The following is a 13,681-nucleotide window of genomic DNA, read 5'->3' on the forward strand; positions in this document are numbered from 1 at the left end:
AGGGCCATGAAAAAAATTCAGATCTACGACACAAGTTTGCGTGATGGAACTCAGTCCGAAGACATAAGTCTTACCACCGATGATAAGCTTAAGATTGCTCATAAGCTTGACGAACTTGGTATTGACTTTATTGAAGGCGGCTGGCCGGGATCAAATCCAATTGATATGGCATTCTTTAATGATATTAAACGTACATCACTAAAGCATGCTAAAATTGCTGCGTTCGGCAGTACCCATCATCCAAACTCTACAGCGGAAAACGATTCCAATTTACGTAACTTACTCAGTTCCGAAGCGGATGTATGTACTATTTTCGGGAAAACGTGGGATATTCACGCAACCGAAGCACTACGGATTCCGTTAGAGCAGAACCTGAAGATAATTCATGACTCTGTTGCGTTCCTTCGCTCTATGGGACGCCCTGTTGTTTTTGATGCTGAACACTTTTTTGACGGCTTCAAGGCAAATCAAGAATACGCCATTGCTGCTATTACTGCGGCACATGAAGCAGGAGCTCAGACTCTTAGTCTTTGTGACACCAACGGCGGCACATTGCCGCACGAAGTCTATCGCATAGTCAAAGCAGTTGCTAACGCTCTTCCAGAAGCCCGACTTGGTATTCATGCTCATAACGACTGTGAGGTCGCAGTGGCTAACTCCATTGCGGCTGTGCAAGCGGGTGCAACCCATATTCAAGGAACCATTAACGGCATCGGTGAACGATGCGGCAATGCAAACCTCTGTTCAATAATCCCTACCCTTGAGTTAAAATTCAACAACGAATACACGACACTGGGTAAGGAGCAATTGGCACTGTTAACAAGTACATCAGCCTTTGTAACAGACGTAGCCAACGTAATGCCATTTGACCGACAACCATTTGTCGGCAGATCTGCATTCGCACATAAGGGCGGTATCCATGCAAGTGCAGTTAACCGAAACTCCACACTGTATGAACATATTGATCCAGAAGTTGTAGGCAACAGACAACGGGTACTGCTCACCGAGCTTGCCGGACGAGCTAATATCGTCAATATGGCAAAAAAATTCGGATTCCATCTGGATAAAGATGAGCCGGTTGTCAAAGGGCTGCTTAACGAACTGAAAAAACGTTCCAGCATGGGATATGACTACGCAGCAGCAGAGGCATCTGTTGAATTACTTCTGCTCAAAAAGCTTGGTCGCCGCGGAGTACGGGAGTTCTTTACTCTCAACCAATTCCGTGTGCTGGAACTTAAAGAAGCGCAAGAAAAAGATCCTATTTCAGAAGCTTCTGTTATTGTAGAAGTTGAAGGTGTAACAGAACACACCGCTGCTACAGGTCGCGGTCCTGTTAACTCACTGGACAACGCCTTACGCAAAGCGCTTTGCAACTTCTATCCGCGACTTTCCGAAATGAAACTGCTCGACTTTAAAGTACGAGTCATGACAGCAGAATCACCGGAAGGCGGCGGTACAGCATCGTTTGTTCGAGTGTTAATTGAATCTGGCGATCATCTGTCACGCTGGGTGACTGTAGGAGTTTCCTACAACATCATAGAGGCTAGTTGGCAAGCAGTTGCAGATTCGATTACATACAAGCTTTATAAGGATGAATACGAACAACGAGCCCAGTTTGAAAGCTAATAAAAAAGACCAGATACAATGTATCTGGTCTTTTTTATTAGCTATGTAAAATCACAGTGCAATCTGTACACGACACTGATAACAGCATGAAGTGAAACAACCTTTTAGAAGTGCTATTCATCTTGCAAAAGGTCGTCAACAAGCGCCTTCAGCTCACTTGTCATCTCAGTTAGCTCGGTAACCGACTGTGCAGATATTGACATGTTCTGCTCTGTCTCTTCAGCAATATGCTTAACCTCATCGGCTCTTCGGCTCACCTGCTCACTTGTAATTGCCTGTTGCTCACTTACGGTAGCAATATGTTGAACCTGCTCAGCACTCGTTTCAATCATCTGTACGATTGAATTCAGAGAATCTCCAGCACTAGTCGCGAGTCCTGTCGACTTCTCAACAGTCTTCATGACACGCTCCATGCCAGCAATATTTTCCTGTGACGCCTGCTGAATATCTGTAATGGCTTGTCCTACCTCTTGAGTAGCATCCATGGTTTTTTCTGCGAGCTTCCGCACTTCATCTGCGACTACAGCAAACCCACGCCCAGCATCTCCAGCACGAGCAGCTTCAATAGCTGCAATAAGCGCCAGCAGGTTAGTCTGATCTGCAATATCTGAAATCACGTTCATAATGCTATTGATGCCCTCAGCTTTCGAAGCCAACTCATTAAAGTTCAACTTCATCTGCTCAGCCTGCCCATCTACTTCCGTAATTGCTTCACTAACAGAATTAACCACCGTTGCGCCATTCACAGCCCCTTCGCGTGCATTTTCAGCGTAACCAGACGCATTATTAGCATTGTGAGCAACATCCACAACAGAAGTATTAATCTCTTCCATTGCTATTGCAGCTTCAGCAGTTTTTTCCAGTTGAATCCTCGCTCCAGACACAGCATCTTCAACATTTTCTGAAAGAGCGTGTGTTGCTTTTGTTACACGTCCAACAATTCCGTTTAACTGTCCCGCTGCTTGTAGTACCTTTTCGCGACGCGATTCTGCGGCTTCCTTAGCTGCAAGGGCATCGTGCATAGCTTGTTGAGAGCTTTCAGCAGCTCGATCAACCTCGCACATTCTTTCTTCCAGCTCTTTATTCAGTGTCACAATGTTTTGTGTATTACGGTCAATTTCTGCATGGAGAAACTCTTCCTGTCCTTTTGCTCCCCTATATATAAGGAAAACCAACGGAGAAAGAATAAGCAGAAAATATAGGCTCGTGACTATTGATGTAACATACGTTTCCTGACGAATTGCTTCAACATCTGAAAGATTGATGTCCGCTCCTGCCATATAGCGCGTACCATCAGAGGCGTTCATAGGAACGGAAACAGAACGAAACGTCCCATAACTATCTTCCAACGTTTCAAAAACAACTTTTCCAGTCCTCAATGACATCAGTAAGTCGTCAGTAGTGTCTTCGTATTTTTCATAATACTGTATGTAGCCTTCGCGTAACTCCTGCGGTGTGGCGCTGCTCGCAGTGTAATGAACATCATTACCCACAAGCGTCATTGTGTAGACATACGCATGCTTTGAAGTAGCAACATATCTGGAAAGCTTTTTTACTATCTTAGCATATTCAGCATCATTTATTTTTCCAGACCGAACTTGGGCATTAAAGGAATCAGGAACAATATTTGCCGCCGCCATCGCACCAGCAAGAAGATCTCGATCCACTTGCTCCATCTTATGATTAATGGTCGATTGGCAGGTATACACGGTATAGCAAATGAGACCTGTGAGAAAAAATAGCAGCCCGATAATAATATTTTTATTTGATTTAACCACGGTTAATTTCCATTAATTAGAAGGGAATCGCAATATTATTTACTTTCGAAAAAGAAAAAGCTTATGACACAACTATACCGAATTAGAAAAGCATATTTCTTAATAACACTTGAACTTCAAACTATCGTTCTATTTTCATATGCTTAACACCCCTGAAACACTGCTTCGACCTGCACAAAAGATCACATACATAGCGCATACAAATCGTTATCCACCTAAAAAAGTAAAGAGCACTCACGCTTTCACCATAATTGATTTATTGTTGCGTATGCTCTTATCGACAGCACGTTATTTAGCTTTACTTCTTAGCTTGGCTCAAAATTCCATAAAAAAAAGACCGGACAAAACGTCCGGTCTTCATCGTTGTGTTTTAGGTAGTAGCGCAGCTAACTAAATGTTGTTTTTCTCTCTGTAGCTTACGAGATCTTCAATAGTTAGAATTGGCATTTCATATTTTTTAGAGATTTCAACAAGCTCAGGCATGCGTGCCATTGTGCCATCTGGGTTGGTTACCTCACAAAGAACACCGCAGGTTCCAAGACCAGAGAGGCGCATAAGATCAACTGTTGCTTCAGTATGACCACGACGCTCAAGAACACCGCCTTCACGAGCACGCAGTGGGAATACATGTCCCGGGCTATTGATAGCAGAAGAGTTTGCGCCGGTACAAGATGCAGCTTTAACTGTGCGAACACGGTCAGCGGCAGAAACACCGGTTGTCACACCTTCAGCAGCTTCGATAGATACTGTAAATGCAGTCTGGTATTGGCTGTGGTTCTCGTCAACCATCATTGGCAAGTCGAGTTCTTTCACTTTATCATCGGTCATGCAAAGACAGACAATGCCGCTGCACTCACGGATAAGTAAAGCCATCTGCGCAGGTGTAAGATGCTCTGAAGAAAAGATCATATCACCTTCGTTTTCACGATCTTCATCATCAGTAACAATGACACCAAGCCCTTTCTGCAAAGCAGCAAGAGCATTTTTTACACGTTCTTCTGAAGTACCAAATTGAGTGAGTAATGACTGATTCATTGAATTCTCCATTTTTTTAAGAATCGCAAGAATCAGGGCAAGTAAAAAGCAGTGCAAAAAGACAGGCAGCTTCAATCGCTGCGCAAAAGGAAATGCAAGCTGCATTTACTCTCTTTCATCCGGACTTTAACCGTCGGCTCTGGAATTACACCAGATCTGCTGACCTTCGTACAACGAAGCGCTCGCGGGCTCACCTAAAGAGGCTCACCGCCGGTAGGGAATTTCACCCTGCCCTGAGAATAAATTCGCGTTAAGAGTTGGCTATATGGTTCGAGCTATTGTGTCAACTGTAGCAAGCCAATTTTTATTATTTTTCTTAAGCTGCATCTCCGCCGCTCACAACGACAAACTCACAACTATCTTCATTTTTTACGTATTTTACTATTCTATTGCGTCCACGGTCTTTTGCTTCATAAAGAGCGGCATCAGCTGCATCCAACAGCAGTCCCGCTAGATTATCTAATTCAAAATCCTCAGCAAATGCAAAACCACACGAAACTGTCATTTGCACATTCCGGTTAACAATACGTCCTTGATTATCACGAATGACGAAGTCATATGTTTCAAGGCGCGAACGAATAGATTGTGCAATATCAGTAACATGAAAAATAGCATTGCCAGACAGTAAAATTGCAAATTCATCCCCACCGAATCTACAACAAGCAACTTCTTGCTCACTATAGGTTCTATGAGCCACTTCCTGCATGATCTGAGAAAATGTTTGCAACGCCTGATCGCCAATGCGATGCCCGAACCGGTCATTAAAGTTTTTCAAATTATCAATATCTAAGAACAGCAAGCACAACGGGACGTTGTTATTCTTCCACGCTGTAACTCTAGATGCCAAAGATTCATCAAACGCTCTGCGATTAAAAAGTCCTGTCAGACTATCTGTCTTGCAGATTTGATCTAGACGCTCTGCATCTTCTTGCATCATAGAGATTATCTCTTGAAAAGTGCTCCGAAGTTGCGAAACAATTTCGTCGGGATTCGTTCCACTTTGCACCGCTGCAACACTTTTTTCCTCAAGCCCTTCCACTGCACCTTTGTGCTTATAAACGCTCTTACGAAAATTATCAGCTAAGTCAGCAGATTCTTTCAACGCTTCTTCCAGCCGCTTCGCGTATGAGCTGGCTAAAATTGCCTGATATTCACGCAAAACAGAAAAATAAGTTTCGTCGTTAAAAATTGAATCTTCTAGTGTTTTAATGAGTAAAGCGGCAACAGCTTTCTTCTGCTCCTGAGAGTAGTATGAGTATTTCTGAGTACTGCGCAAACACGAAAGCAAGGAGCGCCAACGATCTTCACGCGGAACTCCCAAACGTTCAAACAGATCACAATATTTATGACCTATTTCAAAATTGCAGATTCTTTTTGAAGGGTTATCAGAATGCAACATTGCCCCCTTACAAACACAGTTTTACTAAATATAGCTGACCAGAAAGAACACACTCTTGAATAAATTTGTTCAAGTTACAAATCAGTATATTTCTTAATAAGTTATAAAATCAAACTAAAGCGCATCTATTATAAAATATCTCAAAACTAAAGATACCGCGCCTCGCTTACGAAAAAACTATAGATTCACTATCAAAAGGTATAACTCAGCTCGCCTATTCCTTAGAAAAACAATGAGTTTAACAGGCGCTGACCCTTTCCAAATTCTAAGTAAATTTTCAATGGGTTTTATACAGCGAGATTCCATAATTATGCAACAACTATGACTCTCACTGTGTGCCCGCACAAACTAATTTCTTTACGTATTATCACAGTAAAAAGGAGTGAGTACACTAAAAGCAAGCCATAGTGACACGCTAATTCTTACTACAATACAAGTAATCTCCGTAAAAGATTACTCATCAGAGCCATTAACTATATATAATTTCAATTCAAGATCAAAAAATAGCACTCTTCTTTTTTTCTATTATATACATCTGATAGAATTAAATGTATTTTTTGTTTCTCTCACCACCTAGGTATATATAAAATAATTTTAGCAATGCAAAAGTTTGCACATTGTTCTGTATAGCATGGTGCACTTCCATACCGCAGTCAAAAAAGAGGGATAACGCAACGACTAACCAAAGCAAACTGACAAAAAAAGCGGCTTCAGTTGAAGCCGCTTTTTTTTAGTTTTCGTAGTAAGACTTGAGCGTCTGACTTCGAACTGGATGTCGTAATTTTCGAAGTGCTTTTGCTTCGATCTGACGGATACGTTCACGAGTAACGTTAAATAACTTACCAACCTCTTCAAGAGTATGGTCAGATTTTTCACCGATACCGAAACGCTTACGCAGCACCTGCTCCTCACGTGGAGTCAAGTCTGCAAGAACGCCAGCAATCTGCTCTCCGAGCTTTGTGTTAACCACTTCTTCTGCTGGAGCGACTGCTTTTTTATCTTCAATAAAATCACCAAGGCTGGAATCTTCTTCATCACCAATTGGTGTTTCAAGAGAAATCGGCTCTTTGGCAATCTTCAGAACTTTCTTTACCTTATCAATTGGGTAATCCATTCGCTCTGCAATTTCTTCAGGTGTAGGATCACGTCCAAGCTCCTGAACGAGGTAACGAGAAGTTCTGATTAACTTGTTGATTGTCTCGATCATATGCACAGGAATACGGATAGTACGAGCCTGATCCGCAATTGCGCGAGTGATAGCCTGACGAATCCACCAAGTTGCGTATGTGGAGAACTTGTAACCACGCTGGTATTCGAACTTATCTACAGCTTTCATCAAACCGATGTTACCTTCCTGAATGAGATCAAGGAACTGCAAACCGCGGTTTGTATATTTTTTAGCAATACTTACAACAAGACGAAGGTTGGAACGAATAAGTTCCTGCTTTGCACGCATTGCAGCGGTATTACCGTGCTTAATACGCCAGAGCACTTCTTCAAGATCTGTAACGTTATGGCAACATCTTTCCTGCAAACGGTGCAGAATTTCAATCTTACCAAGAATCATTTCCTTAAAGGAGAACAACTCATCGACAGTAAGACCAAGTTCGTCCGCAGCCACAACCGGGTTTACTTCACGATCATCAAGCTGCTTAAACAGAACCTGAATTTCGGACTGAGTTTTACCAGTGGAAAGAATATATGCAGAAAGGTCACGCTGACAGTTATGCATCTGGCGCACGTAATCTTCAACAGTTTCAATAACGCGATCAATAAGAGTTTTTTCCAGTTTAATATCACGAAGACGCACAACAACATCTTCTTTATACTGAATAATCTCTTTCTGAAGACCATACACTCGACGTTCGAGAGTACAGCAGTCATCGAGCTTGTCGTAAATCTTTCTTTTCTTTTTGTAGATGTTGCGAATCTCATCAAGAAGCTTGATTACGCGCTCGCGCTGGTTAAGCTCGTCTTCGCTAGGATCATCTTCTTCGATGGTCTTAACAACGTCTTTCAGCTTTACGCGGTTCTCTCTAAGGTCTTCACCAACGCTTACGAGTTCCTCAACAGCTACAGGCACTTCTACGAGTGCATATAATACATCCTGCTCACCAATTTCTATTTTCTTAGCGATTACAACTTCACCATCGCGGTCAAGCAATGGAACTGCACCCATTTCACGCAGGTACATACGTACCGGATCAGTGCTGCGTGAAGCGTAATCAGTAGTTTCTTCTTCTTCGTTAAATTCTATAACGTCTTCAGAAGGCAGGTCGTCATCGTTTTCAGCATCGGCAACAGGTACGTCATCCTTGGCTTTGTTGGTATCAACAATAGCAATATTCAACTGGTCGAAAATCCCGATAATTTCTTCAACCTGCTCGGGAGTATTCACTTCAGCCGGTAACGCTTTGTTGACTTCATCAAAAGTCAGGAACCCGTTGACCTTGCCCTTCGCAATCAAGGACTTAATTTGCTGGATGTCCTTAATATTCCCCATTGGACCTCCCCAAGGATTCTTTTAAGGCCAGAAGAAAATCCATCTCTGCATCCTGTTCGCCCCCCTCTGTTATATGCCGCATTGCGGCGACTAGGGATTGCCCTTGCTGTTGGCGGCGAGTTCTTTCCAGGAACATACAGACGTCGTTCAATTCTTCCTGTTCTTTTTGCATTGCCACCGTATCTACAATACGATGCTTAATCCAAAATACTTTTTCTTTACCTTCTAGGTACTCAGCGGCATCATTGCCGTATGCAGAAATTTTGTTCCAGAGCGATTCAGCCCATGCAGACTGCAAAAGTTCTATCCCGCCATATTGCTCCAAAGTGAACACATGGTGCGGGTAACGCACAATAAACTGCAACACTCGCTCTTCCAATGAAGCAGCTAAAACAGGACGAGGGGCTTGCCCCTGTATTTCGTCCTTTTTCTTACCCCAACGCCCAGACTTCTCCTGTCTTCCCCGCTGGGGAAATGAAGACCGGGACGCTGACTGAACATTTTTTTTAGGCGCAACCAGCTGACGTAGCTCTGCTTCATCCAGCCCTAACCCTGAAGCAATACGGGATACATAAAATGAACAGAGTTCAGGTTGTTCCATACTGCTCAAAAAACGGGTAGTCCAATCCATTACATCACGGGGAGCATACATGCTCACAGTAGCCGTGCAAAAGGATAGCCCGTCTGGCGATTGGGCAAGCAGGTCTTCAAATGCCTCTACGCCCCGCTCGTGTAAGAAACTGTCAATGTCTTCACCATCAGGCAAAAGAACAACACGACATTTCATGCCTTTTGCCAAAATCATTTCACAACTTTTTAACGCTGCTTTGCGCCCTGCTTCATCTCCATCAAAAATGAGATCAACAGAAGAACAAAAGCCGCTCAGTCGTTTTACCTGATCCGGCGTAAGAGCAGTGCCGAGCACCCCACAAGCATTTTCAAAACCAAATTGATGCAGAGTAAGCACATCCATGTACCCTTCTGTAAGAAAGGCACTTTTGGTTGCTGATATAGCTCTGCGAGCCTGAAAAAGTCCGTAAAGATGCTCGCCTTTTTTGTAGATTGCCGAATCACTACTGTTGATATACTTCGCTTGATCACTTTTTCCAATGATTCTACCGCCAAAAGCGATAACTTGTCCGGAAAGGTTCTTGATCGGGAAAATAAATCTTCCACGAAAGCGATCATACACACGTCCGCGATCATTACGTGACAACAGACCAGCCTCAGCAGCCTGTTTCTGAGTCATCCCCTGTGCAATAAGTGCATCAGAAAGGGATTGCCACGAATCAGGAGCCCAGCCCAGTTCAAAGCGTTCAACAATCTCAGGCGCAAGCTTGCGCCCTTTTATATAATTTCGACACTCCCGTGCATCATGCTTGGAAAGATTTTGGCGAAAGTGATTTTTCGCAATGTCATACATAGCATAACATTGCTTTCGAAAATCACGCTCCTCTTTCGCACGAGGGTCTGGTTTGTACTCTGCAAGTTGAACTCCGGTTTCTTCTGCAAGTTGTTGCAGTCCTTCCCGAAATTCCAATCCATTCACTTTACAATAAAAGTCAATAACATCGCCAGCAGCCTGACACCCGAAACAATAGTAAAAACCTTCTTCCTCATTAATTGAAAAAGATGGTGTCTTTTCCTGATGAAAAGGACAAAGCCCCATCCATCTGCCTCCGGCATGGCGTAATTCCATATAGCGCCGTGCCACATCGGCAATATTCAGTCGGGCTTTTATTTCTTTGACAGCAGAAAATCCGCTATTTGTCATGGCTGATCCAGAGTCGTTACGATACGTTTACGACATTATCGCAATTCAACAATAGTCATCCCGTCACCGCCAAGATCGGCAGGAGCAAGGCGGAATGATGCAACGGAAGGAGAATTTTTGAGATACGAATGAATCTCACGGCGCAATGCACCAGTCCCTTTACCGTGTACAACTTCAAGCTCTTCAATATTGCTCAGCAGAGCCTTATCTAGAAAAGAGTCAAGTTCGCTTATAGCTACATCAGCACGCTTTCCACGTAAGTCAACCCTAAAAGAAGTTTTACGTTCAGCTTTTACTGTAGTCTTAGCGGCTTGAACAGTTTTATTTCCTTCATCGGCAAACGAAACATCGTGCAAATTAACCCACATAGCAACGCCGGAAAGGTTAATCTTCACCTTTGCGCGTCTTTCATCAACTTCTTCTACAACACCTGATTTTTTCCAAGGATTGTATTTTAATGTCTGACCGGGTTTAATTTCCTGTGGCGCGAGAGCCTCTTTTTTCGGCTGCTCCGCCTTAGTTGTTTCTGCAAGCTTTTGACGGGTTTTCGCCAGTTCTTTAAGCGCCTGCTTATGGGTAATTTTCTGTGTTTTTAAGTCGTTCAGAACATTGTGAGCTTCTTTTTGGATATCGCCAAACAGTTTATCACGCTCACGTTCGTACCGAGCATTCATTTTTTTGCGACGCTCTTCGAAACGCTGACGTTCATTATCAAGCTTTGACACTTCACGTTCACGCTCAACAGCCAGAGTATTCAAACGGTCAATCAACGCAGAAGTATCTTCACCGTCCATCAGCAAATATTGCTCAGCACGGCGGAGTACATAGTCCGGCATTCCGTGTTCACGGGCGACATCAAGAGCCTGAGACGCACCGACCTGATCGTACGCAAGACGGTACAACGGCTTCTTTGTACTCGGATCAAACAACACAGATGCTGCACGAACCTTATCGTTCGAAAGTGCGTATGCCTTTAATGCAGGGAAGTGAGTAGCAGCACAAATAAATGCGCCACGCTCTAATAATTCGTCAATTACGGCCTGAGCAAGAGCTGCGCCCTGTGCAGGGTCAGTACCTGCACCAAATTCATCAAGAATAACAAGAGTGCTGTCGTCTGCTGTATCCCAGATGCCGCTCAAATTTGTAATCTGTGCGGTGAATGTTGATACATTCTCTTCCAGACTCTGCTCATCGCCAATGAACGCAAAAATATTTTTCCAGAAAGGTATGCTGCTACCTTCTTTCACAGGCACAGGCAAACCGCTCATTGCCATAATAGCAATAAGTCCGATGGTTTTAAGACATACCGTCTTACCACCCGCGTTGCCGCCACTGATAAGTAAAGCAAACTGCTCTTTCTGAAGCTCAAGTGTTACAGGCAATGCACCACCTTCTGACAAGGCAAGCAAAGGATGCAACGCATCAATAAGATGCAATTTTCCCGCATCACTGAAGTCCAGTGCAACGCCACCGAATTTAGTAGCCAGCGCACATTTCGCAAGAAGAACATCGACATGTACCATCAAACTGTACACACCGTGCAATGCCCCGTAATGAGCACGTACAAGACCGGTAAGAAATTCAAGCACCTTGTGCTCTTCCTCACGCTCTTGTTTTTTCAGTTCTGCAAGTTCGTTGTTTAGATCAACAAGGAACATCGGTTCAAAGTAACACGTCTCGCCTGTTTGGGAATAATCATGAATAATCCCCTGAACACGCCCTTTGAAGTTACTTTTAAGCGGCAGAACATATCTGTCACTGGAAAGAGTAACGTATTCGTCCTGAAGGTACTGAAGGATGCCGTGTGAATTAACAAAATCTTTAACTTTACGGGTACAAGTCTGGTGAATTCGACGAATTTCCTGACGTATCAGTAAAAGTTCTGGGGAACTGTTATCACGGATAAGACCATCATCCCCGACACAACGGGAAAGACCGGATGCACACTGCTCCGGCCACGGAAAATTATCTACCATTGCTAACAGCAACGGCCATGGAGAATCATCGGCATTAACGCGGATAGATGCCCGCAAGTCACGCGCCTGCACAAGCACCTGACGCAATGCCCAAAGATCATCAAGATCCAACACTGCTGAAGGACTGTCGATAAAGCCGAACATTCCTGCAAGATCGGGGAAAGACGTAAGCTTTACAGCAACGGTTCGTGCCCACTCCTGCCCTTGTCTAAAGAGCTGTGCATCTTTTTGTGCTTCATCACGGGTAGATGCAGGAGCAATGGCAAGACACGCATTTGCGCCAGCCTCCGAAACAGCAAAGTCCGCAAGGCGCTCAAGCACCTTACGGAACTCTAAATTGTGTATGGTACGCTGCTCCATAGAATTATGCGAGCTTTGCGCGAACTGATGCGCTCAGTTTTTTACCGTCTACGCGACCTTTGTATTCTGCCATAATAGCATTCATTACTTTACCCATATCTTTCATACCAGCAGCACCAGTTTCAGATACAGTTTTAGTAACGAGTTCTTCAAGTTCTTCATCGGAAAGCTGGCTTGGCAAGTAGTTCTGCAAAACTTCAAGTTCTGCTGCTTCTGTTGCTACCAAATCTTCACGATTAGCCGCGCGGAACTGTTCAATAGAGTCCTGACGCTGTTTTGCCTGCTTCATCACAACTTCAAGCATTTCCTCATCGTTGAGTTCACGCTTAAGATCAATCTGCATATTTTTAGCAGCAGTTTTCAGATGACGAAGTACACCAAGTGCAACTTGCTCCTTGGCTTTATAGGCAGTAATGTAGTCTTTATCGATCTGCTGAATAAGGCTCATGCTGTCACTCTTATGTAATTTTAGCATAGAATAATGCGGGGATCCGAAAACCGAATCCCCGCCAAGAAGCATCTATAAGATGCACCCGCCGTAGCGGTGAACAAGTACTAGATTAGTACTGATTCATCTTTCTCATCTTCTTAAGAAGACGTTTACGGGCGGCTGCTTTCTTCTTCTTACGCATTACGCTAGGTTTTTCGAAATGCTGACGTTTTTTCATTTCTGAAAGAATGCCTGCCTTTTCAACCTGCTTTTTAAAGCGGCGAAGCGCGATGTCGAAGTTGTAGTCGCTATCATCAAGATATACGCCTGGCATGAAATATCACCACCTTCTTTACTTACTATCCCAAACAAAAATCATGTTTAAGACAAGAGAATAACTTACGTGCTGATTTGTTTTTTTGCAAGCATTTTTTAAAATGTATTTATAAATTATATAGGCAAAAACGCTTAGCAGTTTTTTCACCTTACGAGACAGAAATGAAAACACGCTGAAGGCGCAGCAACACTCAGTCAGACATAGCTGCTACTGCCACCATTTTAAAAAGAAGAAGATAATTGCAACGCAAGGTCGCAACTCAGTAATACATCCGAAAACAATAAAAAAAGCCTACTGCAAGCAGTAGGCTTTTTTTAACAAACTGTCCCGTCCTTGAATAAGTTCACAAGAAAAGGACTTATTATGAGAAAGCAAACAAGAACAAAGACTAAGCGAACACAACGGGACTACACATTAGGCTTTAAACTGGCTGTTGTTGCTCAAGTGGAGAGTGGTGACATGA

9 protein-coding genes and 1 riboswitch are annotated in these 13,681 nt (G+C 43.5%); of the genes, 1 reads left to right on the plus strand and 8 read right to left on the minus strand.

Features of this window, described 5'->3' with window-relative positions; translation table 11 throughout:
* The first annotated feature begins 6 nt into the window (after positions 1-6).
* Complete coding sequence (gene cimA / locus N4A56_RS11020) at positions 7-1,626, plus strand: citramalate synthase (RefSeq protein ID WP_293667968.1); 1,620 nt, start codon at positions 7-9, stop codon at positions 1,624-1,626.
* A 113-nt stretch (positions 1,627-1,739) separates the two neighbouring features.
* Here cimA and N4A56_RS11025 read toward each other — a convergent pair whose 3' ends face one another.
* The 8 genes from N4A56_RS11025 to rpsU form a co-directional block, all read right to left on the minus strand.
* Positions 1,740-3,404, minus strand: a complete 1,665-nt coding sequence (locus N4A56_RS11025) for a methyl-accepting chemotaxis protein (RefSeq protein WP_295547272.1) — start codon at positions 3,402-3,404, stop codon at positions 1,740-1,742.
* A 390-nt stretch (positions 3,405-3,794) separates the two neighbouring features.
* Positions 3,795-4,439 (minus strand): 3,4-dihydroxy-2-butanone-4-phosphate synthase, encoded by a 645-nt coding sequence (gene ribB / locus N4A56_RS11030; RefSeq protein ID WP_293668142.1) that lies wholly within the window; start codon positions 4,437-4,439, stop codon positions 3,795-3,797.
* 103 nt (positions 4,440-4,542) lie between these two features.
* A riboswitch (FMN riboswitch) is annotated at positions 4,543-4,684 on the minus strand.
* Between the two features lie 71 nt (positions 4,685-4,755).
* Entirely contained in the window at positions 4,756-5,838 is a 1,083-nt protein-coding gene (locus tag N4A56_RS11035) for a diguanylate cyclase (RefSeq protein ID WP_295547275.1), read from the minus strand.
* A gap of 730 nt (positions 5,839-6,568) precedes the next feature.
* Positions 6,569-8,341: an RNA polymerase sigma factor RpoD gene (gene rpoD / locus N4A56_RS11040; protein WP_293667973.1), complete on the minus strand. Its 1,773-nt coding sequence runs from the start codon at positions 8,339-8,341 to the stop codon at positions 6,569-6,571.
* Positions 8,328-10,115 carry a DNA primase gene (gene dnaG / locus N4A56_RS11045; RefSeq protein ID WP_295547277.1) on the minus strand — a complete coding sequence of 596 codons (1,788 nt, stop codon included), beginning with the start codon at positions 10,113-10,115 and terminating at the stop codon, positions 8,328-8,330. Before dnaG ends, rpoD begins: the two co-directional genes overlap by 14 nt.
* A 35-nt stretch (positions 10,116-10,150) precedes the next feature.
* Complete coding sequence (locus tag N4A56_RS11050) at positions 10,151-12,451, minus strand: endonuclease MutS2 (RefSeq protein ID WP_295547280.1); 2,301 nt, start codon at positions 12,449-12,451, stop codon at positions 10,151-10,153.
* Between the two features lie 4 nt (positions 12,452-12,455).
* Complete coding sequence (locus tag N4A56_RS11055; protein ID WP_293667979.1) at positions 12,456-12,899, minus strand: GatB/YqeY domain-containing protein; 444 nt, start codon at positions 12,897-12,899, stop codon at positions 12,456-12,458.
* Positions 12,900-13,011: 112 nt separating this feature from the next.
* Complete coding sequence (rpsU, locus tag N4A56_RS11060) at positions 13,012-13,215, minus strand: 30S ribosomal protein S21 (protein ID WP_066852698.1); 204 nt, start codon at positions 13,213-13,215, stop codon at positions 13,012-13,014.
* Positions 13,216-13,681 lie beyond the last annotated feature (466 nt).

Source organism: Halodesulfovibrio sp., assembly GCF_025210605.1.
Lineage (GTDB): Bacteria > Desulfobacterota > Desulfovibrionia > Desulfovibrionales > Desulfovibrionaceae > Halodesulfovibrio.